At 41.8% G+C, this 24,484-nt stretch carries 34 protein-coding genes, 1 tRNA gene and 1 riboswitch; of the genes, 24 read left to right on the top strand and 11 right to left on the bottom strand.

What is annotated here, in order from left to right; all coding sequences use genetic code 11:
• Nucleotide 1 precedes the first annotated feature (1 nt).
• Nucleotides 2–316, top strand: a complete 315-nt coding sequence (locus CDO84_RS11450) for an MTH1187 family thiamine-binding protein (protein ID WP_014664603.1) — start codon at nt 2–4, stop codon at nt 314–316.
• A 31-nt stretch (nt 317–347) separates the two neighbouring features.
• Here CDO84_RS11450 and CDO84_RS11445 read toward each other — a convergent pair whose 3' ends face one another.
• Entirely contained in the window at nt 348–521 is a 174-nt protein-coding gene (locus CDO84_RS11445; protein WP_003230141.1) for a DUF2759 domain-containing protein, read from the bottom strand.
• A 156-nt stretch (nt 522–677) separates the two neighbouring features.
• Between CDO84_RS11445 and CDO84_RS11440 the strand changes: the two genes are divergently transcribed.
• Nucleotides 678–1,313 carry an MBL fold metallo-hydrolase gene (locus CDO84_RS11440; protein WP_014480263.1) on the top strand — a complete coding sequence of 212 codons (636 nt, stop codon included), beginning with the start codon at nt 678–680 and terminating at the stop codon, nt 1,311–1,313.
• Nucleotides 1,314–1,352: 39 nt separating this feature from the next.
• On the opposite strand, the gene CDO84_RS11435 is transcribed toward CDO84_RS11440, so the two are convergent.
• The gene (locus tag CDO84_RS11435; RefSeq protein ID WP_003226300.1) at nt 1,353–1,598 is read right to left on the bottom strand and encodes a DUF2626 domain-containing protein; all 246 of its coding nucleotides are present in this window, start codon (nt 1,596–1,598) and stop codon (nt 1,353–1,355) included.
• 232 nt (nt 1,599–1,830) lie between these two features.
• Between CDO84_RS11435 and mgsR the strand changes: the two genes are divergently transcribed.
• Nucleotides 1,831–2,211, top strand: a complete 381-nt coding sequence (gene mgsR, locus CDO84_RS11430) for a transcriptional regulator MgsR (RefSeq protein WP_014664601.1) — start codon at nt 1,831–1,833, stop codon at nt 2,209–2,211.
• Nucleotides 2,212–2,277: 66 nt separating this feature from the next.
• Here the strand turns inward: mgsR and CDO84_RS11425 are convergent.
• Nucleotides 2,278–2,348 (bottom strand) — tRNA-Gln (locus tag CDO84_RS11425).
• 84 nt (nt 2,349–2,432) lie between these two features.
• Between CDO84_RS11425 and CDO84_RS11420 the strand changes: the two genes are divergently transcribed.
• The gene (locus tag CDO84_RS11420; RefSeq protein ID WP_040082631.1) at nt 2,433–3,269 is read left to right on the top strand and encodes an STAS domain-containing protein; all 837 of its coding nucleotides are present in this window, start codon (nt 2,433–2,435) and stop codon (nt 3,267–3,269) included.
• Between the two features lie 49 nt (nt 3,270–3,318).
• On the opposite strand, the gene CDO84_RS11415 is transcribed toward CDO84_RS11420, so the two are convergent.
• Nucleotides 3,319–4,647: a hemolysin family protein gene (locus tag CDO84_RS11415; RefSeq protein WP_040083766.1), complete on the bottom strand. Its 1,329-nt coding sequence runs from the start codon at nt 4,645–4,647 to the stop codon at nt 3,319–3,321.
• 141 nt (nt 4,648–4,788) lie between these two features.
• Between CDO84_RS11415 and corA the strand changes: the two genes are divergently transcribed.
• From corA to CDO84_RS11360, 11 genes are all read left to right on the top strand, one after another.
• A complete protein-coding gene (corA, locus tag CDO84_RS11410; protein WP_040082632.1) occupies nt 4,789–5,742 on the top strand; it encodes a magnesium transporter CorA in 954 nt (317 codons plus the stop codon).
• A gap of 62 nt (nt 5,743–5,804) precedes the next feature.
• Nucleotides 5,805–6,215, top strand: a complete 411-nt coding sequence (locus CDO84_RS11405; RefSeq protein WP_040082633.1) for a CBS domain-containing protein — start codon at nt 5,805–5,807, stop codon at nt 6,213–6,215.
• 30 nt (nt 6,216–6,245) lie between these two features.
• Complete coding sequence (locus CDO84_RS21580; protein ID WP_040082635.1) at nt 6,246–6,464, top strand: hypothetical protein; 219 nt, start codon at nt 6,246–6,248, stop codon at nt 6,462–6,464.
• The gene (gene comGA, locus CDO84_RS11395) at nt 6,427–7,497 is read left to right on the top strand and encodes a competence protein ComGA (RefSeq protein ID WP_040082636.1); all 1,071 of its coding nucleotides are present in this window, start codon (nt 6,427–6,429) and stop codon (nt 7,495–7,497) included. The genes CDO84_RS21580 and comGA overlap by 38 nt, the downstream gene beginning before the upstream one ends.
• Nucleotides 7,484–8,521 carry a competence type IV pilus assembly protein ComGB gene (gene comGB, locus CDO84_RS11390; RefSeq protein WP_040082638.1) on the top strand — a complete coding sequence of 346 codons (1,038 nt, stop codon included), beginning with the start codon at nt 7,484–7,486 and terminating at the stop codon, nt 8,519–8,521. The genes comGA and comGB overlap by 14 nt, the downstream gene beginning before the upstream one ends.
• A 13-nt stretch (nt 8,522–8,534) precedes the next feature.
• Nucleotides 8,535–8,831: a comG operon protein ComGC gene (gene comGC, locus CDO84_RS11385; RefSeq protein WP_019258890.1), complete on the top strand. Its 297-nt coding sequence runs from the start codon at nt 8,535–8,537 to the stop codon at nt 8,829–8,831.
• Nucleotides 8,821–9,252, top strand: a complete 432-nt coding sequence (comGD, locus tag CDO84_RS11380; RefSeq protein WP_040082639.1) for a competence type IV pilus minor pilin ComGD — start codon at nt 8,821–8,823, stop codon at nt 9,250–9,252. Before comGC ends, comGD begins: the two co-directional genes overlap by 11 nt.
• On the top strand, nt 9,236–9,583 hold the full coding sequence (gene comGE, locus CDO84_RS11375; RefSeq protein ID WP_040082640.1) for a competence type IV pilus minor pilin ComGE: 348 nt from the start codon (nt 9,236–9,238) through the stop codon (nt 9,581–9,583). The genes comGD and comGE overlap by 17 nt, the downstream gene beginning before the upstream one ends.
• A gap of 25 nt (nt 9,584–9,608) precedes the next feature.
• Entirely contained in the window at nt 9,609–9,989 is a 381-nt protein-coding gene (locus CDO84_RS11370) for a ComGF family competence protein (RefSeq protein WP_040082642.1), read from the top strand.
• Complete coding sequence (gene comGG / locus CDO84_RS11365; protein ID WP_040082643.1) at nt 9,990–10,364, top strand: competence type IV pilus minor pilin ComGG; 375 nt, start codon at nt 9,990–9,992, stop codon at nt 10,362–10,364.
• Between the two features lie 71 nt (nt 10,365–10,435).
• Nucleotides 10,436–10,615: a YqzE family protein gene (locus CDO84_RS11360; protein WP_014480252.1), complete on the top strand. Its 180-nt coding sequence runs from the start codon at nt 10,436–10,438 to the stop codon at nt 10,613–10,615.
• A gap of 40 nt (nt 10,616–10,655) precedes the next feature.
• On the opposite strand, the gene CDO84_RS11355 is transcribed toward CDO84_RS11360, so the two are convergent.
• A complete protein-coding gene (locus CDO84_RS11355) occupies nt 10,656–10,982 on the bottom strand; it encodes a YqzG/YhdC family protein (protein WP_040082645.1) in 327 nt (108 codons plus the stop codon).
• 271 nt (nt 10,983–11,253) lie between these two features.
• Between CDO84_RS11355 and tapA the strand changes: the two genes are divergently transcribed.
• The 3 genes from tapA to tasA all read left to right on the top strand — a co-directional run bounded on the left by tapA (nt 11,254) and on the right by tasA (nt 13,414).
• Nucleotides 11,254–12,009 (top strand): amyloid fiber anchoring/assembly protein TapA, encoded by a 756-nt coding sequence (gene tapA / locus CDO84_RS11350; RefSeq protein ID WP_014664588.1) that lies wholly within the window; start codon nt 11,254–11,256, stop codon nt 12,007–12,009.
• On the top strand, nt 11,993–12,565 hold the full coding sequence (sipW, locus tag CDO84_RS11345; protein ID WP_014664587.1) for a signal peptidase I SipW: 573 nt from the start codon (nt 11,993–11,995) through the stop codon (nt 12,563–12,565). The genes tapA and sipW overlap by 17 nt, the downstream gene beginning before the upstream one ends.
• Nucleotides 12,566–12,628: 63 nt before the next feature.
• Nucleotides 12,629–13,414, top strand: coding sequence for a biofilm matrix protein TasA (gene tasA, locus CDO84_RS11340; protein ID WP_014664586.1), 786 nt, complete (start codon nt 12,629–12,631; stop codon nt 13,412–13,414).
• Between the two features lie 93 nt (nt 13,415–13,507).
• Here tasA and sinR read toward each other — a convergent pair whose 3' ends face one another.
• From sinR to CDO84_RS11320, 4 genes are all read right to left on the bottom strand, one after another.
• Entirely contained in the window at nt 13,508–13,843 is a 336-nt protein-coding gene (gene sinR, locus CDO84_RS11335) for a transcriptional regulator SinR (protein WP_003226345.1), read from the bottom strand.
• Between the two features lie 33 nt (nt 13,844–13,876).
• The gene (gene sinI, locus CDO84_RS11330; RefSeq protein ID WP_003230187.1) at nt 13,877–14,050 is read right to left on the bottom strand and encodes an anti-repressor SinI; all 174 of its coding nucleotides are present in this window, start codon (nt 14,048–14,050) and stop codon (nt 13,877–13,879) included.
• A gap of 183 nt (nt 14,051–14,233) precedes the next feature.
• Complete coding sequence (locus tag CDO84_RS11325; protein ID WP_014664585.1) at nt 14,234–15,028, bottom strand: YqhG family protein; 795 nt, start codon at nt 15,026–15,028, stop codon at nt 14,234–14,236.
• 20 nt (nt 15,029–15,048) lie between these two features.
• Nucleotides 15,049–16,722 carry a DEAD/DEAH box helicase gene (locus CDO84_RS11320; protein WP_040082648.1) on the bottom strand — a complete coding sequence of 558 codons (1,674 nt, stop codon included), beginning with the start codon at nt 16,720–16,722 and terminating at the stop codon, nt 15,049–15,051.
• A 168-nt stretch (nt 16,723–16,890) separates the two neighbouring features.
• A riboswitch (glycine riboswitch) is annotated at nt 16,891–16,992 on the top strand.
• 173 nt (nt 16,993–17,165) lie between these two features.
• On the opposite strand from CDO84_RS11320, the gene gcvT reads away from it, so the two are divergent.
• Genes gcvT through gcvPB form a run of 3 tightly spaced genes read left to right on the top strand, consistent with a single transcriptional unit; the run spans nt 17,166 to nt 21,088 of the window.
• Entirely contained in the window at nt 17,166–18,254 is a 1,089-nt protein-coding gene (gene gcvT, locus CDO84_RS11315; RefSeq protein WP_040082650.1) for a glycine cleavage system aminomethyltransferase GcvT, read from the top strand.
• Between the two features lie 28 nt (nt 18,255–18,282).
• Nucleotides 18,283–19,629, top strand: a complete 1,347-nt coding sequence (gcvPA, locus tag CDO84_RS11310; protein WP_040082651.1) for an aminomethyl-transferring glycine dehydrogenase subunit GcvPA — start codon at nt 18,283–18,285, stop codon at nt 19,627–19,629.
• A complete protein-coding gene (gene gcvPB / locus CDO84_RS11305; RefSeq protein WP_040082653.1) occupies nt 19,622–21,088 on the top strand; it encodes an aminomethyl-transferring glycine dehydrogenase subunit GcvPB in 1,467 nt (488 codons plus the stop codon). Before gcvPA ends, gcvPB begins: the two co-directional genes overlap by 8 nt.
• Nucleotides 21,089–21,123: 35 nt before the next feature.
• On the opposite strand, the gene CDO84_RS11300 is transcribed toward gcvPB, so the two are convergent.
• A complete protein-coding gene (locus CDO84_RS11300) occupies nt 21,124–21,504 on the bottom strand; it encodes a rhodanese-like domain-containing protein (RefSeq protein WP_014664580.1) in 381 nt (126 codons plus the stop codon).
• 190 nt (nt 21,505–21,694) lie between these two features.
• Here CDO84_RS11300 and lipM point away from each other — a divergent pair, with 190 nt between their 5' ends.
• From lipM to CDO84_RS11285, 3 genes are all read left to right on the top strand, one after another.
• Nucleotides 21,695–22,531 carry an octanoyltransferase LipM gene (lipM, locus tag CDO84_RS11295; RefSeq protein ID WP_014664579.1) on the top strand — a complete coding sequence of 279 codons (837 nt, stop codon included), beginning with the start codon at nt 21,695–21,697 and terminating at the stop codon, nt 22,529–22,531.
• A 99-nt stretch (nt 22,532–22,630) separates the two neighbouring features.
• Nucleotides 22,631–23,059 (top strand): transcriptional regulator MntR, encoded by a 429-nt coding sequence (mntR, locus tag CDO84_RS11290; protein ID WP_014664578.1) that lies wholly within the window; start codon nt 22,631–22,633, stop codon nt 23,057–23,059.
• Between the two features lie 124 nt (nt 23,060–23,183).
• On the top strand, nt 23,184–24,059 hold the full coding sequence (locus CDO84_RS11285) for a patatin-like phospholipase family protein (RefSeq protein ID WP_014664577.1): 876 nt from the start codon (nt 23,184–23,186) through the stop codon (nt 24,057–24,059).
• On the opposite strand, the gene CDO84_RS11280 is transcribed toward CDO84_RS11285, so the two are convergent.
• Nucleotides 24,056–24,451, bottom strand: coding sequence for an SA1362 family protein (locus tag CDO84_RS11280; protein WP_040082655.1), 396 nt, complete (start codon nt 24,449–24,451; stop codon nt 24,056–24,058). The genes CDO84_RS11285 and CDO84_RS11280 overlap by 4 nt on opposite strands.
• Nucleotides 24,452–24,484: the final 33 nt, after the last annotated feature.

Here is a 24,484-nt window from a genome sequence, read left to right as displayed (position 1 = left end):
GATGGCTATCGCAGATGTGACCATTATCCCAATCGGTACGGAAACACCCAGTGTCAGTGCTTACGTGGCCGATGTGCAAAAGATTTTAGAAGGATATCAAGCTGAAGGGAAAATCAAATATCAGCTGACACCGATGAATACGCTGATTGAAGGTGAACTCAGTGACCTTTTCACAGTCATTCAGGCCATTCACGAAGCGCCATTTCAAAAAGGATTGCACAGAGTGGCAACGAATATCCGCATTGATGACAGACGTGACAAAAAAACGACGCTTGAGAGCAAAATAGAAAGTGTCAATAAACATTTACAGCCATAAAAATAAACCTGTATCCTATCGGATACAGGTTTTAATGTGCGGTTGGATAGCCGCTGTTTATGACGGTCATCACGGTAAACCAGCCAAAGACAAATAAGGTGGCGCCGGCTAATAAAAACCCGAGTATATTTTTATTTCTAACAGAACGCAAGACTCCCCATAAAGCGAAAAGAGCGACAAGGCCGAAAATCACAACAAGTAACATAACACAGCCCCCTTTACATTGAAAAACCTGCAATTCTTTCCAGTTTTATTCTACCTGTTTTTTATAGGTTTGTCGATAGCGTTTTCATTGCGATTGTTTGAATCTTTTTTAAAAAACCCTCATAATAAGAGCATAAAAAAGAAAGAGGTGATAATAGTGAAATGGAGACGAATGCCAGTAGGGCCGATTCAAGCGAACGCATATTTTCTCATCAGTGATGATCAATGCCTGATTTTTGATCCGGGCGGCGAGGGACATAAAATCAATCAATACATAAAAGAAAAAGGGCTGACGCCTTTAGCCATTTTACTTACACATGCCCATTTTGACCACATTGGGGCGCTTGATGAAGTGAGAGAAAAATGGGATATTCCTGTTTACTTACATCAAAATGAAAAAAATTGGCTTACGGATGCCTCTCTAAACGGCTCCGGCATGCTGCGAGGGATAGAGGTTACAGCTAAGCCTGCAGATCATCTGATTGAAGGCGACGGTGAGTTGAATATCGGGCCGTTTCATTTGGAAACATTATTTACGCCGGGACATTCACCAGGCAGTGTGTCTTACTACGTGAAAGACGCAGACCTGGTCATCTCCGGAGATGTCCTGTTTCAAGGCGGTATAGGGCGTACGGATTTAATAGGCGGCGATCAAGAGACGCTGCTGACATCCATTCATGAAAAACTGCTTACGCTGCCGGAACATACGCTGGTGTTAAGCGGCCATGGACCTGAAACAGACGTACTGACTGAGCAGGATCAAAATCCGTTTTTAAATGGGTTTTCATTGTAAAAAAAGAGACAAACCGATAAGGTTTGTCTCTTTTTGCATTTAATGGCCTCCGCCGCCGGGCACCATAATAAAAATCGAGTAATATGTAAAGCCGGCGAAGAAAATCGTTAAATAAGCGCCAAAAATATAAATATACATGCGTTCAGTTAAGTTCAAATACGATAGGAACACAAATAAAATCGTCTGTCCAAAAAATAAAAGGGAAGCATCTTTCATATCACCTAAATAAAACATGACTGCAAAAATTCCCGTCCAAAATCCTAACACCCGGAACATGCGATTCATTTTTTATCCCCTCCCGAGAGTCCCTCTGACTGTTATTATAATAGATCACACCTAGAAATGTAAACATTTTCATGATTAATATACATATGGAATTTGTCCTTTTGATGCGTTCTCTAATGTATGAATATTTTTTAAAAAATAATCCGAAAAAAGTTCTGTAAATGGTTTAAATGAAAAATGATCCGGGTAGTTATTCTACAAAGAGATGGTTAACTGAGGAGGAAAATAAACAATGGAACAACAATTAACTTTTTACTCATACCCAAGCTGCACGTCATGCCGAAAAACAAAACATTGGCTTAAAGCACATCAAATTGAATTTAACGAACGGCACTTATTCAGAGAAACCCCAACAATAGATGAATTAAAGTACATCTTATCGTTAACGACAGAAGGCATTGATGAAATTTTAGCGACACGAAGCCAGACCTTCAAAAATTTAAATTTAAACATCGAAGAAATGACGGTAAATGAGGTGCTGGAACTTTTAATCGAGAAGCCAAAGCTTTTGCGACGCCCAATTCTAGTGGATAACAAAAAGCTGGTGATCGGTTACAATCCGGGAGAACTGTTGAAATTATCAAAGAAGAAAACGGTTCATCAATCTGCATGATGAAAAACCGAAGATCCGCTGATTTATACGAATCAGCTTATCTTCGGTTTTTCACCTGTTCAGAAACTGGGCTAGCTGGATTCGAACCAACGATCACGGAGTCAAAGTCCATTGCCTTACCGCTTGGCTATAGCCCATTGAATGTAAACATAGTATGTGTAAAGGCAGATGCGTTATACATATAAAGCATAATTTTCAAAAACAGGAGGTAACTCATTAAGATGGCAGCTCTTGATCAGCACTTAACAGAGCACAAAGAAGATATCACGCAACAATGGCTTGAAGTTAGTACGTCAAAAGGCAGCTGGCTGTATTCGGCGAAAGATCAGCAAAAACTAGCACAAAAGTTAAAAGACCAACATGAATTATTGGTGACCATCGTAGCAAAATCCCTTGGAAAAGAAGACGTAACGGAGGAGCTCAATCGATGGTCTCTTCAATGCGCCAGAGACCGTGCCGTTCATGAAGTGACGGTAACAGAAAGTGTCGGCCAGTTTAACGCCTTCAGGCACATTATGTTTGAATGGATTCAAAAATTCAGCGAAGCTTCTTCTCAAGAAATCAGCATTCAGGATTTTTATGAATGGAGCCGGATCTTGAATCAAAACATTGATAGGATCATCGAAGTGTTTACGGAGGAATATCATCAGGTGACCATAATACAATTAAACGCGCAAAAAGAAATGATTAATGAATTGAGTGCGCCGATTATGCCGATTACTGAGGGAATAGGGATTCTTCCGCTTGTCGGTGAAATTGATACCTACAGAGCGAGGACGATTTTGGAGTCGGTGCTGGAGCAGTGCTCAGCGTTAAAGCTCTCGTATTTATTTTTAGATATTTCTGGCGTTCCTATCGTTGATACCATGGTGGCCTATCAAATTTTTAAAGTGATTGACAGCACCAAATTGCTCGGGATTGAGACGATTATTTCAGGAATCAGGCCGGAAATTGCCCAAACTGTCGTGAAGCTGGGTCTGGATTTTTCGAATGTGAAAACCGAGCAAAGTCTTGCTAAAGCTCTGGCCAATAAAGGATTTAAAATAAAAGAGTGTTGATGCTTTTGCCATTCATTCTGAAAGTAGAAGCTGAACAGCCTTTCTCAGGCTATTCAGCTTTTTTTACTTCTATAAATAAAATGTGATGGCTGTCGATGTCTTTTACCTTAAAAGAGTAGCCGTCATATTCGATGACACTTTCAGGCTCAGCGTCTATGTTTTGTGTCAGAAACCAGCCGCCCAAGGTGTCTACTTCCGCGTCTGATAAATCTGTACCAAGCAGGCTGTTGACGTCGGTGATTAATAATTTTGCATTTAATAAATAGTGATCCTTTCCAAGTTCGCGTATATGAGGCACTTCATCCGCATCAAATTCATCACGGATTTCTCCTACAATTTCTTCGATAATATCCTCGACAGTGACCAAACCGGAAGTCCCGCCGTATTCATCTATTAGGATCGCCATATGAGTGCGTTCCTTTTGCATTTTCAGCAGTAGTTTATAAATAGGAATCGTCTCAATGACATGGATAACCGGCTGAACGAAAGGTTCAATTTGATGCTTTTTGAGTGAAAAATCTTTCGTCAGCATGGAAAACAACACTTCTTTCATATTGATCACGCCAATGACGTTATCTTTATCCTCTCTTACAACTGGATACCGCGTATATTTTGTTTGCTTGACTGTTTCCTGAAGATTTGAAATGGAGCCTTCATCTAGTGATAAACTGACCATTTCATTTCGCGGCACCATAATTTCTTTTGCCATTCGTTTATCAAAGGTGAAGATATTATTCATGTACTTTAATTCACTTTTTCTGATCTCACCGCTTTTATAGCTTTCAGCCAATAGGACCCGCAGCTCTTCTTCTGTATATGCCAGTTCATGCTCTGATGCCGGTTTCAGTCCGAACACTCCTGTAATCAATCGGGCAGAGTGGTTCAGCAGCCAAATGAATGGAAACATGATCTTATAAAACCAAATAAGCGGTTTAGCGAACAATAAGGTAATGCTCTCTGCCTTTTGAATGGCGAAACTCTTTGGCGCCAGCTCCCCAATCACGACATTTAAATACGTAACCGCTAAAAACGCGATGACGAGTGAAAGTAGGTGTGTAAGCGATTCATTTAAGCCTGCTTTATGAAAAAGCGGCCGAAGCAGAGTTTGCACCGTCGGCTCTCCAAGCCATCCCAATCCTAAAGCTGCGACTGTGATGCCCAACTGACAGGCTGATAAATATTCATCAAGGTGAGTGATGACATGCTTTGCCGCTTTAGCACCTTTCTTACCTTTTGCAACAAGCTGATCAATTCTGGATCGCCGCACTTTTACAATTGAAAATTCTATGGCGACAAAAAATCCTGTTAACAAAATGAGAATAGCGACTGCTAGTAAATTGACAAATTCCAAAACAACTGCCTTCTCCAAGGAAGGCATGCACCTCCCTTTTCCGATGTCTTTCTTCATTCCATACCACCGGAAAATGCTCACAAAACATGGTTAAAGCCGCACAATGGTTTAGTGACGCCGTTATTGGGCAATTAAAGTATAAAGAACAAAAGTTTGGAGGAGCTTGACATGAAGGCACATACGGGAAAAGATTGGTTTTGGTACCAAATGGGGCCTCAAGAAAGAAGTAAGGCAAGAGATCTAATCCATTTTTCTCACTGGCCTCAGTGTGAAAAGTGGTTTGAAAATAACCATCACGTTAATTTTTTGCGAGTAGATACAACTGAAACGGACAATGAAGCGGTATTTGGGTCGATTGTTTATGATCAGGGGCTTGGTGAAGAAAAAGACCATACTGTTTTTCACTTTTACATCACAAGGCAATATTTTTTCACAATCAACTTTGACTTTGCGATTTTGAGAGAGATTAAAGGAAAAGAAGTTGTCCGGCAAATGGAAAGAGCGGACAATGCGATAGAGGGGTTTTTAATTCTTCTCGGCGAACTAATGAATGCGTATTTAATCGGTGTCGATGAATTTGAAGTAAAGCTGAGAAAGTTGCGATGGCAAATTAAAGATGACAATAGCAAAAGCATTTTAAACCGTGTCCATCTCCTACGCCATGAACTGATGATTTGGAAAAATTTAATATTAAGCGCCAAAAAAATTGAAATGGCATTGAAAGAAACCTTTTTACCTCAAGATGAAGGGAAAAAGGATTATCAGCGGACACACCAGAAAATTGACAGAGGATTTACATACATCAGCGAATTTGAAGGGGAGCTGAACAATCTGTTGCATTCAGAGGAAGTCATTACCTCACACAGGGGGAATGAAATTGTAAAAGCATTGACCATTTTCACGACGCTATTTACGCCGATTACAGCTCTGGGCGCCTTATGGGGGATGAACTTTTCAGTAATGCCGGAGCTGAATTGGAAATATGGATACCTCTTTTCTCTCTTATTGATTGTCACATCTACGGTTCTGATCTACCTATATTTGAGGAAAAAAGGCTGGACGGGAGATATGCTGCAGGAGCGGAAGAAGAAAAGGAAATCTCGAAAAAGGCGGACCTTATAAGATGTTTCATATTTTGTGCAGCGGATAAAGAATAAATAGAACACGGTAAAGGAGGAATGAACATGAGAATAAGAGACATCATGACGAAGAATGTAGAATGCTGTGAGCCAAACGCTTCAATCACGGAACTAGCGAAAAAGATGAGAGACTCCAATGTCGGTTCTATTCCAATCTGTGAAAATGGCACGCTTCAGGGGATTGTATCTGATCGGGATATTGTGACGAGATGCTTAGCTGAAAATCAGATGGATGCAAAAGCAAGTGATATCATGAGCACTGACATCGTATCGGGCCACCCTGATATGTCTGCTGAAGAAGCGGGGCAGCTTATGGCTGAGCATCAAATCCGCCGTTTACCGATCCTTGAAAATGGGCACATTACCGGTATCGTTGCCTTAGGCGATCTTTCTGTTGAGAAAGATACTGATCAAAAAGCCGGAGAAGCATTAAGTGAAATTTCTAAAACAGCATAATGAAAATGGAATGAAGCAGGCATGGTGACCATGTCTGCTTTTTTATATTGGGAAAATAATAATGAAAGGGGTACATTCCAGCTGAAAGTCTTTTTTTTGCCAGCAGGAATTGATTTTTCAGTATATAACGCCTTCACAAAATCACGTTTTTCCTGTTTGATTACCGCCTCTTCTTTTTCTACAATACGCATGGAAAGGAGAGGGAATCAAATTGGATTCAATAGAAAAGATAAGCAAAAACTTGATTGAAGAGGCATATCTAACAAAGGCTTCTGATATTCACATCGTGCCGAGGGAGCGAGACGCTATCATTCATTTTCGGGTCGATCATGCCTTGCTGAAAAAAAGGAACATGAAAAAAGAAGAGTGCGTAAGATTGATTTCACATTTTAAATTTCTTTCTGCAATGGACATAGGGGAAAGGCGAAAGCCGCAAAACGGTTCGCTTACGTTAAAGCTGAAAGAGGGAAATGTTCATTTAAGAATGTCAACGCTTCCCACAATTAATGAAGAAAGCCTCGTGATCAGAGTGATGCCTCAATACAATATCCCTTCGATTGATAAACTGTCGTTATTTCCAAAGACAGGAGCCACATTACTCTCATTTTTAAAACATTCCCATGGCATGCTCATTTTTACCGGGCCGACTGGTTCAGGGAAGACTACCACATTATACTCTCTCGTTCAATACGCAAAAAAACACTTTAATCGAAATATTGTTACATTAGAGGACCCTGTTGAAACTAGGGATGAAGACGTTCTTCAGGTTCAGGTGAATGAAAAAGCCGGTGTAACTTATTCCGCAGGTCTGAAGGCAATTTTGCGCCATGACCCCGATATGATTATTTTAGGTGAGATCAGGGATGCGGAAACAGCTGAAATTGCGGTGCGGGCAGCGATGACGGGACATCTGGTACTTACGAGCCTTCATACGAGAGATGCAAAGGGCGCAATTTACAGGCTGCTTGAATTCGGTATCAATATGAATGAAATTGAACAGACCATTATTGCAATAGCGGCTCAGCGCTTGGTTGATTTGGCTTGTCCATTTTGTGAAAACGGATGTTCATCAGTATATTGCCGTCAGTCACGAAATACCAGAAGAGCTAGCGTTTATGAGCTTCTTTATGGGAAAAACCTTCAGCAATGTATCCAGGAGGCCAAAGGAAATCATGCAAATTACCAATATCAAACGCTTCGTCAAATTATCAGAAAAGGAATTGCGCTCGGCTATTTAACGACAAACAACTATGACCGGTGGGTTTATCATGAAAAAGATTAGAAAAACCTGGCCGTTAAAGGATCAGGCCCGGTTATTAAAGCGGCTCGGAGAAATGACGGCAAGCGGATATACACTTCTGGATGGATTGCGCCTGATGGAACTTCAGATGAATAAGAGGCAGTCAGCTGACTTGACTGACACGGTCACTCGTTTGAGGGAAGGAGCTCCGTTTTATCAAGTATTAAAGCGTTTGTCATTTCATAAGGAAGCTGTAGGTATTTGTTATTTTGCTGAAACACATGGTGAACTGCCTGCTTCCATGATCCAGAGCGGAGAGCTGCTTGAACGAAAAATTGCACAGGCAGACCAGCTGAAAAGGGTGCTGCGCTATCCGCTTTTCCTCATCTTCACCGTTGCTGTCATGTTTTATATGTTACAGTCCATCATCATTCCTCAATTTTCCGGTATCTATCAATCGATGAATATGGAAACCTCACGTTCAACCGATATGCTTTTTGCTTTTTTTCAGCATATTGATCTTGTGATCATTTTACTGATTCTTTTTTCAGCTGGTATCGGGATTTATTATGGGTTTGTGTTTAAGAAAAAATCACCTGCCAGGCAAATGCTTATTTGTGTCAGGATTCCTTTTGTCGGAAAGCTTGTCAGACTGTTTAACAGCTACTTTTTTTCTTTGCAGCTAAGCAGCCTTTTAAAATCAGGCCTCTCCATTTATGACAGTCTTCATGCATTTAAACATCAAACGTTTCTCCCTTTCTACCGCTGCGAGGCAGAACACGTGATTGAACGGCTAAAAGCCGGTGAATCAATTGAAGCGGCTATTTGTGGGAGCCCTTTTTTTGAAACTGATTTTTCAAAAGTCATATCCCATGGCCAACTGAGCGGCCGTCTAGATCGTGAGCTTTTCACATACAGCCAGTTCATATTGCAGCGGCTGGAACATAAAGCGCAAAAATGGACAGGCATCCTTCAGCCGATGATTTATGGATTTGTTGCTGCAATGATCTTACTTGTGTATTTATCTATGCTTTTGCCTATGTATCAGATGATGAATCAAATGTGAAAGGAAGAGGCTGATGAATGAAAAAGGATTTACACTTGTTGAAATGTTGATCGTGCTCTTCATTATTTCGATATTGCTTTTAATTACAATACCGAACGTGACAAAACATAATCAAACCATTCAGAAAAAAGGCTGTGAAGGCCTGCAAAACATGATAAAGGCACAAATGACCGCATTTGAGCTCGATCATGAAGGGCAAACACCGAGCCTAGCTGATTTGCAGTCAGAGGGTTATGTGAAAAAGGATGCAGTTTGTCCAAATGGGAAGCACATTATCATCAGTGGCGGAGAAGTTAAGGTTGAACATTAAATTAAACGAGGAGAAGGGATTTACACTTTTAGAGAGCTTGCTTGTGTTAAGTCTCGCCTCTATCCTCTTGATTGCCGTGTTTACAACGCTTCCTCCTGTTTATGCCAATACTTCTGTTCGCCAGGCAGCATGGCAGCTGAAAAATGATATGATGCTCGCACAGCAGACTGCGCTTTCCAGTCAACAAAGAACAAAAATTCTCTTTCACAAAAAAGAATATCAATTAGTCATGGGTGAAACGGTAATTAAACGTCCTTATACAACGGGACTTTCTATAAAACCGCTGACATTAAAAGACCGTTTGGAATTTAATGAGAAAGGGCACCCGAATGCAGGCGGGAAAATACAAGTAAAAGGCTATGCGACTTATGACATAACAGTTTATTTAGGGAGCGGGAGAGTCAATGTGGATAGGAAGTAAAGGTTTTTCTACAATAGAAACAATGTCTGCGCTAAGCCTATGGCTGTTTGTGCTGCTGACAGTTGTTCCCTTGTGGGACAAGCTGATAGCTGATGAAAATATGGCGGAATCACGAGAAATCGGTTATCAGATGATGAATGAGAGCATTAGCAAATATGTCATGACTGGTGAAGGAGCCGCGTCAAAAACGATGACAAAGAACAACCAGACCTATGCTATGACGTGGGAGGAGGAGGGCGAATATCAAAACGTATGCATCTCAGCGGCAGCTTATAAAGAAAAATCATTTTGCCTCAGCATTCTGCAGACAGAATGGCTACACGCTTCTTAACGTATTATTTTCTCTCTCTGTCTTTTTGCTCATATCAGGATCGTTAGCGACGATTTTCCATTTGTTTTTATCTCGACAGCAGGATCATGACGGTTTTACACAGCAAGAATGGATGATTTCGATAGAACAGATGATGAATGAATGCAAGGAGTCACAGGCAGTTAAGACAGCCGAGCATGGGAGCGTTTTAATTTGCACCAATCTTTCCGGGCAAGACATCCGTTTTGAAGTTTATCATTCTATGGTAAGAAAAAGAGTGGATGGCAAAGGGCATGTTCCCATTTTAGATCATATTACAGCTATGAAAGCTGATATTGAAAATGGTATTGTTTTGCTGAAAATTGAGAGTGAGAAAAAAGTGTATCAAACTGCTTTTCCGGTTTATTCGTATTTAGGAGGAGGGTGAATGTACCGTACGAGAGGGTTTATTTATCCAGCTGTTCTTTTTGTGTCAGCACTTGTGCTGTTAATCGTGAACTTTACTGCTGCTCAATATATTTCACGCTGCATGTTTGAGAAGGAAACGAAAGAGTTATACACAGGAGAGAATTTGCTTCAGAATGGTGCGCTTCTTTCAATTCGGCATGTTCTTGAGCAACAGAAAGGCCAGAAGGGTACGCAGCAATTTCCATATGGACAGGTTTCTTATTACATTCGCGATACATCGATAAAAGAGCAAAAAGAAATCAACTTAAAAGTGTTAACGGAGTCGGGAACAGAAAGAACTGCACTGATCGTGTTTGATCAAAAAAAGAAAAAAATGCTGAGCTGGACAGAATAAAGCAGTCGAAAGGGTATAAAAAAAGTCATATGAGATAACACTTCATAATAATTGAATGATGAGGTGATCACGTGAAAACGAATGATTATGTGAAATATATGACGCAGCAATTTGTCAAATATATAGATACTCCGAGAGATGAGCGAAAAGAACGAAAAGAGGTGCGGAAAGAAACAAAAACGCCCGCTTCCCAGCAGTGGTTCGGTATTTTACCCTATGGCTTCCGTCTTTGGCTCAAGCGGAAAAAATAACCGCAAATTAACGAATAAGGTCCTTCAAAAATGGAGGACCTTATTGATATTCTTCTAAAATGGCAATTTTATTGACCTTTTGGCTATAAGGATCAAATGAAATCGTCACAAAAACACCGAATTCTTTTGACCCTTCCCTCAAAGTTAAATGGTATTGCTTCACTGCTTCATCTTTTCTTTTGCGGTCCCATACTTTTTGTTTGAACAGTACCTGTGCGAGCGGGTACCTTTTTTTTGCTTCTTTTACAGCGATTTCTTCCCATTTGGACATGTGGCGGGCGGTTAGGAGCGGTGTGTCTTCTGCGTGAGCGGCAGCGGTGCCGAAGACGAGAAGAGATAGACAAATCACACATTGTTTGATCATCATGCTGTCACCCTTTCTTTGTTTATTATTACCAAATTAGAGCGGGATATGCATTTAATTTCTCACATAACAATCCCAAAAATTTCTAAAAAATTGAAAACATGAGCAATATGGAGCGAGACTTTGTAATATGGCGAAAACATTCTTTTAAACGAACAAAATGGTCGATTTTGATGTTTTTAAATCTATAAATCGTTGATTATACTCTATTTGTGTAGTTCTTTAAAGAGAACGATTGTCATATCAAGTTACAGTGTTTTACAGGAGGTAAGATATGTTTCGATTGTTTCGCAATCAGCAAAAGGCGAAGACAAAACTGAAAGTGCTGCTTATCTTTCAGCTTTCAGTCATTTTCAGTCTGACTGCCGCAATATGCTTACAATTTTCCGATGATACAAGCGCTGCTTTTCATGATATTGAAACGTTGGATGTCTCACTTCAAACGTGTAAAGACTTTCAGCATACAGATAAAAACTGCCATTATGATAAACGCTGGGATCAAAGTGATTTGCACATATCAGATCAAACAAATACGAAAGGGACTGTATGCTCACCTATTACCTTATTTGCTGAGCTCAAAAATACAGGTGAGAAACTTAAGAAATCAAAGTGGAAGTGGGAGCTTCATAAGCTGGAAAATGCCCGCAAACCGTTAAAGAATGGGAATGTGATCGAAAAAGGGTTTGTCTCCAATCAAATTGGCGATTCACTTTATAAAATTGAGACGAAGAAAAAAATGAAACCCGGCATTTATGCATTTAAAGTATATAAACCGGCCGGCTACCCGGCAGACGGCAGTACATTTGAGTGGTCGGAGCCTATGACGCTTGCAAAATGCGATGAAAAACCGACAGTTCCTAAAAAAGAAACGAAGTCGCACGTCAACAAGGAAACAACACAAAACGATATACAGAAAAAAACAATTAAAGAAGAAACATCTCAAGAAGCTGTAATAAAAGAAAATGAAACTCAAACAGATCAGAAGGAAAGCGGGGAAGAGGATGAAAAAAGCAATGAAGCTGATCAGTAATATTCTTTATGTGATCATCTTTACTCTTATTATAGTGCTGACACTTGTCGTGATTTCAACACGTTCATCCGGGGGAGAGCCGGCAGTGTTTGGGTACACGTTGAAATCAGTTCTGTCAGGTTCGATGGAGCCGGAGTTCAATACAGGTTCCTTAATATTGGTCAAAGAAATCACTGATGTGAAAGAGCTCCAAAAAGGTGATGTTATTACATTTATGCAGGATGCAAATACGGCGGTCACCCACAGAATTGTTGGCATCACTAAGCAAGAAGACCATTTGTTATTTAAAACAAAAGGTGATAATAATGCTGCAGCCGATTCAGCGCCTGTATCCGACGAAAATGTTCGCGCGCAATACACAGGTTTTCAGCTTCCATATGCCGGCTATATGCTTCATTTTGCCAGCCAGCCGATTGGAACGGCAATTTTATTAATTGTTCCTGGCGTGATGCTGCTAGTGTACGCTTTTGTGACGATCACCAGCGCCATCAGAGAAATTGAAAGAAAGACAAAAGCCTTGGAAACAGATACAAAGGACAGCACCATGTCCACTTAACCTCAGTTGTAAACCTGGCAACAGGTTTCGATATAAAAATATTCAATAAAAGGGGAGTTAGCCATGGGTATGAAAAAGAAATTGAGTTTAGGAGTTGCTTCTGCGGCATTAGGATTAGCTTTAGTTGGAGGAGGAACATGGGCAGCATTTAACGATATTAAATCAAAGGATGCTACTTTTGCATCAGGTACGCTTGATTTATCTGCTAAAGAGAATTCAGCGAGTGTGAACTTATCAAATCTAAAGCCGGGAGATAAGCTGACAAAGGATTTCCAATTTGAAAATAACGGCTCACTTGCGATCAAAGAAGTGTTAATGGCGCTTAATTATGGAGATTTTAAAGCAAACGGCGGCAGCAATACATCTCCGGAAGATTTTCTCAGCCAGTTTGAAGTGACATTATTGACAGTTGGAAAAGAGGGCGGCAATGGTTACCCGAAAAACATTATTTTAGATGATGCGAACCTTAAAGACTTGTATTTGATGTCTGCTAAAAATGATGCAGCGGCTGCTGAAAAAATTAAAAAACAAATTGACCCTAAATTCTTACATGCAAGCGGTAAAGTCAATGTAGCAACAATTGACGGTAAAACCGCTCCTGAATATGATGGTGTTCCAAAAACACCAACTGATTTCGATCAGGTTCAAATGGAGATCCAATTCAAAGATGATAAAACAAAAGATGAAAACGGGCTTATGGTTCAAAATAAATACCAAGGCAACTCCATTAAGCTTCAATTCTCGTTCGAAGCTACACAGTGGAACGGCCTGACAATCAAAAAGGACCATACTGATAAAGACGGTTACGTGAAAGAAAATGAAAAAGCGCACAGCGAGGATAAAAATTAAAAACAGCAATAAAAAGAGGCGGCCCAGTATATTGTATACTGGGCCGTCTCGATGTTTATTGACAAAAGAGGAGTTAGTGCCTCTGCTCAGGCACTACTCCTCTTTTTGGGATTTTCTCCATTTTTGATAATCTAAAAATTCACGAAATTGTTTTTTCGATACCCCGGATGTCATTGCATCGCGAACCAATTTCTCCCATTCACTATCTAATTGACCATCGTATTCGGTTTCATGTTTCTCATCGAGCAAAGTATGAACCGAGACGTCCAGAACAGCGGAGACTTTTTCGAGAAATTGAATGGAGGGGTTCGTTTGTAGATTTCGTTCTATTGAGCTTAAATAAGACTTCGCTACCCCAGCTTTTTCAGCTAGTTCTGATAGTGAGTAGCCTTTTTCTTTACGGTATTGTTTAATACGCTGGCCAATCAATGTCATCACCTTCCTTGTGATATTATAGCACATTCAGAAAGGATTTACGGTATGACTTCTGGCTGCCGGACCAGGATGAGCAGACTTTTTGTTTAAAAGTAAATATTTTCGTATTTCTTCCGGGCTGATATTTGCCTCTTTGGCTTCCACCATTAATTCAACCCATTCTTGATCCAATTCAAAGTGCTCTTGTTTTGCATTTTTCATGCAGTTTCTCCTCCTAAAATACTTGTTTATGTATTTCAGCCAGTCCGGCCATGACTCATTGTATGCTTCATTAGTCTCTGGAAGTCATTTGCCATTACAATTACCAGAATTTTTTTCCAATATACTTTTATTATAATCGCATTTTCTTAAAAAAAACGAGAATGGTGTCGAATGGTAAAAAAGTTAGCTTGAAATATTATTTTGCAGATAAAACAATCCGCCATTTTCAATTTCAACTGAAATCTTTGGTTGATACAACGTTTTCAGCGCCTGTTTTTCTAGATGGTATTCTTCTGGTTTTTCTTCTATATGCTCGTAAAACTTATCAAGCAATGTCATATCATTTCTCCACCTGTTAACCGCTTGTTCCGCCCAGTCGGACGGCTCCTGCATAGCGGATTTGGAAATATAGTTTTCCATACGTTTAAGCCCGCTTTCTGGTTTGATCATAGGTGAAATAGTGAAGCAATAGTCACATATTTGAGATGTCAGTGAAAGCTGGGTCAGCTTGCTTTGAAAATCTTCAATAATCGTTCCAGAGACTAGGTGAAGACCTAGTGACAATAGCTTATCCTTTTTCATGTCGGACTGGTATGAAATCGTGACATTTATACCAAGCCAAGGCTGAAGTGGGACTTTGGCTCCGGCTGATTCAATTTTCTCATACATTCTGGTAAATCTCCCATTTTGTTTAACAGCTTTAAATATTTGAAAAAGGCGCGGGGCCCCAAAATATATAAATTCGCCATCTAGGTCTTTTGGCGCATTTTCTTTATCTGTAATAAAGGTGATTTTCATTGGATTCGGATCACCGCCTGTCTTCTCACGCCAATGCCAATAGAAAGGGCGGTTCATGATCTGTTTGTCCATTTCAACTGTAAGCTGTACTGTCATATAGCCTAAGCCTTGATCGACGATTTGGCAGCTGTTTGCTTGAAAAAAACGCAGCAGAAAATCGTGAACCTCTCGCTGTCTCACTACTAAAACCTCCTTACAGGCTAAGATCCTCTTTTTTCAGCAGGCAGCTGTTTTTTATAAGACAAAAATGAGGTTAAGTTATCCATTTTTATTTTCATTTCTTCTTCTGTTGCTGAGTGATACAAAATGTCATGAAGGTGTTCTTCAAAATTGTTCACTTGAATTTTCGTTAAAATATCATCAAGTTCGCCAACCACTTTTTCAAACAAATGAATTTTTTCATATAAAAGCTTTAGAATATGCTCTTCCACCGTATGTTTTGTTGCCATGTTATAAATGTGCACGTCACGCTCCTGCCCTAGCCTGTGAATTCTTCCGATTCTTTGCTCAAGTCGCATCGGGTTCCATGGCAAGTCATAGTTGATCATGTGATTGCAAAATTGAAGGTTAATCCCCTCACCGCCTGCTTCAGTTGCAATAAGAACTTGAATCTTTCCGCGGAAAAGGTCCTTCATCCAGTCTTTTTTCCCGCGTTTAAATCCGCCTCTAAACGGCACAGAACTGATCCCGTTTTGTTGAAGAAACCACTGCAAATAAATCTGGGTTGCCCGGTATTCTGTAAAAATGATGACCTTATCGTCAATCTTTTTGATTAAATCAACGACTTGAAGCGCTTTAGAATTTTGTGTCACTTGATTGATGCGCTCTATTAAAACTGAAATCGTATGCTCATCAATGGCAGGTGCTTGTTTCTCTTTTTGATCAAGCATTTTTTTCAGCGTCATATATACCGCTTCTCTGCTCGAACAGCATTCTCTTTGCAAGGTCATAATTGAGAACATGCTGGCCGGCTTATTGATACTTTCCTTCAAGCGGGAAATTTCATCATAAAGGGCCTGCTCTGAAGGAGAAAATTCAATCGGCACTGTTTCAACATGGCGCTGTTTCCAATTCAGCCCGGTATCATGCCGCCTATTGCGGATCATGACTTTATTCACAAGATCTTTTAAATGTTCATGCGCTTCTAAACTGGTTTTCTTGTTGGCGAACTCCTCCTGAAAGTGATTCTGGCTGCCTAAATGGCCCGGTTTTAGTAAGGACACCAAATTGAAAATCTCTTCGATACGGTTCTGAATTGGCGTCGCGGTAAGAAGCAGGCAATATTTTTTTACGAGATTCCGGACAAATTCATAGTTCTTCGTTTTGCTATTTTTCAGTTTGTGTGCCTCATCAATAATGACAAGGTCATATGGGATAGACAGAACGATTTCGCGATGGGGCGAGCGCTTTGCGGTGTCTATTGACGAGACGACAATATCGCATTGTTCCCACACATAGCTTTTCTTTTGTTCAACAGCCGGAATCAAAAATTTTTCCTGAAGCTCTTTGACCCACTGTGACACAAGTGAAGCAGGCACAAGGATCAAAATTTTTTTTGCTAACCCGCGAATCATATACTCTTTTAAAATTAAACCGGCTTCAACCGTTTTCCCGAGGCCGACCTCATCTGCTAAAATCGCTTTCCCGTTCATTTTTTCAACCACTTTTTGCGCCACCTCAAGCTGGTGTGGGAGCGGCGTAAAGGAAGGCAGGTATAACGGAGCCCGTAAGCCTTCAAACTCTGGAATTGCTAATGTTTTCTGGATTTCTGCAGAGAGTTTGTACAGTTCCCAGTTTGCCCAAGGGCCATCGTTTTTCAGCCTTTCAGCAAATTCTTCAGGCCATTTTGCATCGTAGATCATTTCTGCATTCATTGCTTTGAAACCGCCTTTCTTATTCTTCGATTCTTAAGATGAACAATATAAGAAAAATCTGCCCAAATTGCTGTTGCCCAGCATATAGTGATGATGGTAGGATATGAGTATGTATTTGATGTAAGATATTGCTATAGTATGTCCACAACAGCATGAAAATATGAGCGAATGACAGCAAGGGGAGAGACCTGACCGAAAACCTCGGGATACAGGCGCCGAAGGAGCAAACTGCTGAGTGAATCTCTCAGGCAAAAGAACTCTTGCTCGACGCAACTCTGGAGAGTGTTTGCGCGGATGCGCGCAAACCACCAAAGGGGACGTCTTTGCGTATGCAAAGTAAACTTTCAGGTGCCAGGACAGAGAACCTTCATTTTACATGAGGTGTTTCTCTGTCCTTTTTTGTATGTTTTTTAGCTGCGCCGTTGAAAAAGGGGAGGAATTAGATGCTGAAAAGAACGCCGTTATTTGACCTGTATAAGGAATATGGAGGAAAAACGATTGATTTCGGTGGCTGGGAGCTGCCTGTCCAATTTTCTTCTATAAAAAAAGAACACGAGGCTGTCCGAACTGCAGCCGGTTTGTTTGATGTATCCCATATGGGAGAAATCGAAGTATCAGGAAACGATAGTCTGTCTTTTTTGCAAAGGCTGATGACAAATGATGTTTCTGTGTTAACACCAGGACGTGCTCAATATACAGCGATGTGTTATCCGGATGGCGGAACCGTCGATGATTTGCTTATCTATCAAAAAGGAGAAAACCGCTATCTGCTTGTCATTAATGCTTCTAATATAGATAAAGACTTGGCTTGGATGAAAGAACATGCAGCAGGTGATGTGCAGATTGACAATCAGTCAGATCAAATCGCGCTCTTGGCTGTACAGGGGCCGAAAGCAGAAGCAATCTTAAAAAATCTGACAGCTGCAGATGTGTCTGCCTTAAAGCCGTTTGCGTTTATGGATGAAGCCGATATCAGCGGCTGCAAAGCGCTTATTTCCCGAACTGGCTATACGGGTGAAGACGGGTATGAAATTTACTGCCGCAGTGATGATGCTGTTCATATTTGGAAAAAAATCATTGATGCAGGGGATGCATATGGACTGATTCCATGTGGTCTCGGAGCACGTGATACGCTTCGATTTGAAGCGAAGCTCCCGCTGTATGGTCAGGAGCTGACCCGGGATATTACACCGATTGAAGCAGGTATAGGCTTTGCCGTAAAGCACAAAAAGGAGTCTGACTTTTTTGGGAAATCAGTATTGAGTGAACAAAAAGAAAACGGAGCGAAGCGTAAACTTGTCGGTCTCGAAATGATTGACAAAGGGATACCGCGGCACGGATATGAAGTTTTTCATAATGGCAAATCCGTAGGAAAGGTGACAACCGGCACGCAGTCACCCACATTAGGGAAAAACGTCGGCCTTGCCTTAATTGCTTCGGAAGCGAGTAATATCGGGACTGTTGTAGATGTAGAGATTCGCAAAAAATTAGTGAAAGCAAAGGTTGTCAAAACACCATTTTATAAACGCTAATATTTTTCTTGGAGAGAGGAGTCAACACATGAAGCACCGTTATTTGCCCGCAACAGAAAAGGATAAACAGGAAATGCTTGCCGCGATCGGCGTAAGCAGCATCGATGATTTATTTGCTGATATACCGGAGAACGTCAAATATAAAAAAGAGTATCAAATCAAAAAAGCGAAATCAGAAACGGAATTAACAAGAGAACTGACAAAGCTGGCCTCTAAAAATCGTGATACCGTACAATATGCTTCTTTCTTAGGAGCGGGTGTATATGACCACTATCAGCCTGTCATTGTGGATCATGTCATTTCGCGCTCTGAGTTTTATACCGCATATACGCCTTATCAGCCAGAGATTTCACAAGGAGAGCTTCAGACGATTTTTGAATTCCAAACGATGATCTGTGAGCTGACGGGAATGGATATCGCCAACTCCTCTATGTATGATGGCGGTACAGCTTTGGCAGAAGCAGCAATGCTTGCTTCAGGCCACACGAAAAAGAAAAAAATCGTTGTGTCAAAAACCGTGCATCCTGAATCGCGGGAAGTGCTGAAAACGTACGCAAAAGGTCAGTATATCGAAGTTGTTGAAGTACCCGCTGCAGATGGCGTTACAGATCTTGATGCTTTGCGCCAAACCGTTTGCGAGGACACAGCCGCAGTGATCGTTCAATACCCGAATTTTTTTGGCCGGATTGAGCCGTTACAGGATATTGAGCCTATCGCTCATCAAGGGAAATCCATGTTTATTGTATCAGCCAACCCGCTTGCACTTGGCCTCCTCACGCCACCTGGCAAGTTTCACTCTGATATCGTCGTCGGTGATGCGCAGCCTTTCGGCATTCCTTCAGCATACGGCGGCCCGCACTGCGGCTTTTTTGCCGTTACGAAAAAATTGATGAGAAAGGTGCCGGGCCGCCTCGTCGGGCAAACGGAAGACGAAAACGGGAAAAGAGGCTTTGTGCTTACATTGCAAGCCAGGGAGCAGCATATTCGCCGGGATAAAGCAACATCAAATATTTGCTCGAACCAAGCTTTAAATGCGCTGGCGGCATCAGTGGCCATGACTGCTCTCGGAAAAAACGGTGTAAAAGAAATAGCCCGCCAAAATCTCTTAAAAGCCAACTATGCAAAGCAAGAAGCAAAAAAAGCAGGCCTTACCGTTATGTTTGACGGGCCGATGTTTAATGAATTTGTCATCAAACTGAAGGAACCAGTGAGAGCTGTGAACCAGCGTTTGCTGGCAAAAGGAATGATTGGCGGATATGATCTGGGGCTGACGTACCCGGAGCTAAACTGTCATATGCTGGTTGCTGTAACGGAGCTGAGAACAAAAGAAGAAATTGACGCACTCATTCAGGAATTGGGGGATCGCCATGAGTAATCAGGATCAGGCACTTATTTTTGAGCTTTCCAGAGAAGGCCGTATCGGCTACAGTCTGCCGGAGCTCGATGTACCGGAAATCGAATTGGAGGGCCTCTTGTCAGACACCTATATTCGTGACGAAGACGCAGCGCTGCCGGAGGTTTCAGAGCTGGATATCATGCGCCATTATACGGCGCTCTCCAAACGCAATCACGGGGTGGATTCCGGCTTTTACCCGCTCGGTTCTTGCACGATGAAATACAATCCGAAAATCAATGAGAAAATCGCGCGTATTCCCGGTTTTGCTGCGATTCACCCCCTTCAGGATGAAAGCACGGTACAAGGGGCGTTAGAGCTTTTATATGATTTAAGCAAGCACCTTGAAGAAATAACGGGAATGGATGAAGTCACGCTTCAGCCTGCTGCCGGAGCGCACGGTGAATGGACGGGGCTGATGATGATCCGCGCCTATCATGAAGCGCGCGGGGATTTCAAACGGACGAAGGTCATTGTCCCTGATTCCGCGCACGGGACGAATCCTGCATCAGCAACAGTAGCAGGCTTTGAAACCGTTACGGTGAAATCGAATGAAAATGGGCTTGTTGATTTAGAGGATTTAGAAAGAGCAGTGAATGAAGAAACTGCAGCTCTTATGCTGACGAATCCGAACACGCTCGGCTTGTTTGAGGAACAGATTACAGAGATGGCGGAGATTGTTCACGAAGCGGGAGGGAAATTGTACTATGACGGCGCTAATTTAAATGCCGTTTTAAGCAAAGCGAGACCTGGGGATATGGGATTTGACGTGGTGCACCTCAACCTGCATAAAACATTCACAGGCCCTCATGGCGGCGGAGGCCCCGGCTCAGGCCCTGTCGGCGTAAAACAAGATCTGATTCCGTATTTGCCAAAACCCGTTTTAGTCAAAAAAGAAGGGCGCTTTACGTTTGATTATGACCGCCCTCATGCGATCGGCCGCGTGAAGCCGTATTACGGCAACTTTGGCATTAATGTCAGAGCGTATACGTACATCCGTTCCATGGGGCCTGACGGGTTACAAGCTGTTACTGAGAACGCAGTGTTAAACGCCAACTATATGATGAGAAAGCTCGCGCCTTATTACGATCTTCCGTTTGACCGCCATTGCAAGCATGAATTTGTATTGTCAGGGAAGCGGCAGAAAAATCTGGGAGTGCGTACGCTTGATATTGCAAAACGGCTGCTTGATTTCGGCTATCATCCGCCGACAATTTATTTCCCGCTTAATGTTGAAGAATGCATCATGATTGAGCCGACAGAGACAGAATCAAAGGAAACACTGGATGCGTTTATTGATGCTATGATTCAAATCGCAAAAGAAGCGGAGGAGAATCCGGAGCTTGTTCAGGAGGCGCCGCATACAACGATTGTAAAACGAATGGATGAAACAAAAGCGGCGAGACACCCGGTGCTCAGATACGAGGCGGAAGAGAAATAAATAAAAACAGCTGTCTGCCAGACAGCTGTTTTTATTTATTTCTTCGCTTTAATCTTTCCGCCCCATTTTTTAAAGCCGCCTTTTAGGTTATAAATCTCAGTGCAGCCGTTTTTGCGCAGGGTTTGTGCCGCGCGTCCGCTGCGGACACTGTTTTGGCAGTATAGGTAAACAGGCTTGTCCGGACGGATTTCATTTTTTCTCTGTTTCAGCTGGGACAGCGGGATGTTGCGGGCGCCCAAAATATGTCCGCCCTCAAACTCATTCGGTTCACGAACGTCAATAAGCTGCGCTTTGCGGTAACCCGCGCGGAATTCTTCTTCGGTAAGTGTTTTCATAATACGCTGCTGATAAACATATGAAGCAATCATATAGACAATAAATGCAGCAAAAATAATCAAAACGATCATATTAGACAATGTGATTCTACTCCTTTAGCATATAAAATCAAAACCCTGCTTCATAAAACAAGGTCATAGAGCCGTTTTCGACAAATACTATTATAGTAAAGCACAGCGTGATTGTCATCTATAATGGAACTAAAATATTTTTCATTTTCCCGGCAGTTTGATAAACTGATTCTATTAAAACGGTAAGGAAGGTCTTAAAATGCAAAAAGAAACTTGGCGGTTTATAGACTCAGGCAATGCAAGTCCTGCATTCAATATGGCGCTTGATGAAGCGCTTTTATATTGGCATAGCGAGAAGAAAATTCCCCCGGTTATCCGTTTTTATGGCTGGAATCCGGCGACGCTTTCTGTAGGGTATTTTCAAAATATTAAAAAGGAAATCAATTTTGAAGCAGTACATAAGTATAATCTCGGATTCGTCAGACGCCCGACCGGAGGGAGAGGCGTTCTGCACGATCAGGAATTGACATACAGCGTGATTGTTTCGGAAGAGCACCCCGAAATGCCGGCGACTGTTACTGAGGCATACAGGGTTATTTCAGAAGGCATACTTCAAGGCTTTAGAAATCTCGGCCTGGATGCTTACTTTGCCATCCCGAGAACCGAAAAAGAAAAAGAAAGCTTAAAAAATCCGCGGTCATCCGTTTGTTTTGACGCGCCTTCGTGGTATGAGCTAGTGGTTGAGGGCCGCAAGGTGGCGGGAAGCGCACAAACGAGACAAAAAGGCGTGATTCTTCAGCATGGCTCCATTCTTCTTGATTTGGATGAGGACAAGCTGTTCGATCTGTTCTTATATCCAAGTGAAAGAGTAAGAGAGCGGATGCAGCGCAATTTCAAAAATAAAGCGGTCGCCATTAATGAACTCACCGAAAAACGGGTGACGATGGATGAGGCTCGTAAAGCCTTTAAAGAAGGATTTGAAACAGGTCTTAACATTCATCTGGAGCCGTACGAACTTTCTCAGGAAGAGCTTGATTTCGTTCATCACTTGGCTGAAACAAAGTATGCTTCAGATGAATGGAATTATAAGCGGTAAACAGGGCTTTTGACCCGCGGAGCATCCTTGTTTTTTCAAGTTCATTAGTGTAAACTTGTAATGGTTTATAAAGTTAAGGTGCTTTTTGGGAGGGTTTCGATGACAACACCAAGTATGGAAGATTATATTGAACAGATTTATATGCTGATTGAAGAAAAAGGATATGCGCGAGTTTCCGATATCGCGGAAGCATTGGCAGTCCATCCCTCCTCTGTAACAAAAATGGTTCAAAAACTAGATAAAGACGAATATTTAATTTATGAAAAATATCGCGGTCTCGTGTTAACGTCTAAAGGGAAAAAAATAGGCAAACGGCTGGTTTACAGACATGAATTGCTTGAGCAGTTTTTAAGAATCATTGGTGTTGATGAAGAGAAAATATATAACGATGTCGAAGGAATCGAACATCATTTAAGCTGGAACAGCATTGATCGCATCGGGGATCTTGTTCAATATTTTGAAGAAGATGATACCCGTAAAAAAGATCTGAAATCAATCCAAAAGAAAACAGAACATCATAATCAGTAAAAAGGCGGTCTCAAAGGAGGCCGTCTTTTTTGATGCGGTGCGCCGCCCGTCATTCGTTGGTCTATTTCTTCGCGTGTTTTCTTAAAATGGTAATAAACGATCGGGTGGAGGGGGAGGGAATGAGATGTATATTGACGGTGTGTTTTCCGGCGGAGGAGTAAAAGGCATTGCGCTTGCAGGTGCTTATGAAGCGCTTGAGGAAAAAGGCTTCCGCTTTAAAAGGGTTGCGGGAACAAGCGCGGGCGCCATTATTGCCGCTTTCATTGCGTCAGGTTACACCAGTAAGGAAATCCACGCTTTAATTGAAGAAGTGGACGGAGAGAAATTGCTGGATCAGAGGTACTCTTTTCTCCCCTTAAAAATGCTCCAGTGGGTGTCCATATACTGGCGTCTTGGATTATACAAAGGCGATACGATAGAAAAATGGATTGCTGATCTGTTAAGAGCGAAAGGCATAAGGGTTTTCGGCGATTTGCAGAAAGGGTCTCTGCGCCTTATTGCTTCTGATCTGACAAACGGCACCATGATTGTTTTGCCGGACGATTTGCCCCGTTACGGGTTAAATCCCGATATGTTCCCGGTTGCCAGAGCGGTCAGAATGAGCTGCAGCATTCCGTATTTTTTTGAACCGATAAAATTAAAAACGGACACAGGCACCGCCACGGTTGTTGACGGTGGTGTGTTAAGCAATTTCCCCATCTGGCTGTTTTCAAAGGAAAGAAAGCGGCCTGTAATCGGTGTGACGCTTGCGCCGCGTGAAAGGGAACGTCCGAAAAAAAATATCCGCAACGCCTTCGAACTGTTCGGCGCCCTGTTTGAAACGATGAAGGATGCCCATGACGCAAGACACATAGCATCACGCTATGAACAAAATATTATTTTTCTCCCTGTTGATGACGTAATGGCGACTGATTTTCATTTAACGCAACAAAAAAAACTAGCCCTGATTGAGCTAGGCAAAAGACGGACAGAGCTGTTTTTAAAGCAGTGGACCTATTAAAAAAGCGCTCTGTTTTTCTTTTTATTTTTTTTCCCTTCTATAACAGTCAGCTGAGTCTGGCTTTTTTTCTTGAGAATCATCGGCTTAGGCTTGCTGGCGCTCGGAACGCTTCGCAGGTGGCTGACACGTCCCTTATGTCCGGCGCGGTGTTTTGCTTTTTGTTCTTTCATCCGGCTCCGCGATTGTTTCGCCGCTTTTTTAAAGGCTGCTCCTTCGCTGCCCGCATTTCGATTCATTACATATTTCACAATAAAATAAATAATGATACCTGCCACGATGACGGTAACCGCCATTTTTGCCATTTCCCCGGGATTGGTTACCAGCACATAGAGGAAACCGAACGCTCCCAGCGCAATTAATACAGCAACAATAGGTTGTACACGATGATTCATAACTGTCCACCTCCGAAAGTAGTAGCAGGGCAA

The sequence above is a fragment of the Bacillus sp. MD-5 genome, from assembly GCF_002201875.1.
GTDB lineage: Bacteria > Bacillota > Bacilli > Bacillales > Bacillaceae > Bacillus > Bacillus stercoris.
Note: the sequence above shows the minus strand (reverse complement) of the source record. Positions and strands in the feature narration are given on the sequence as shown.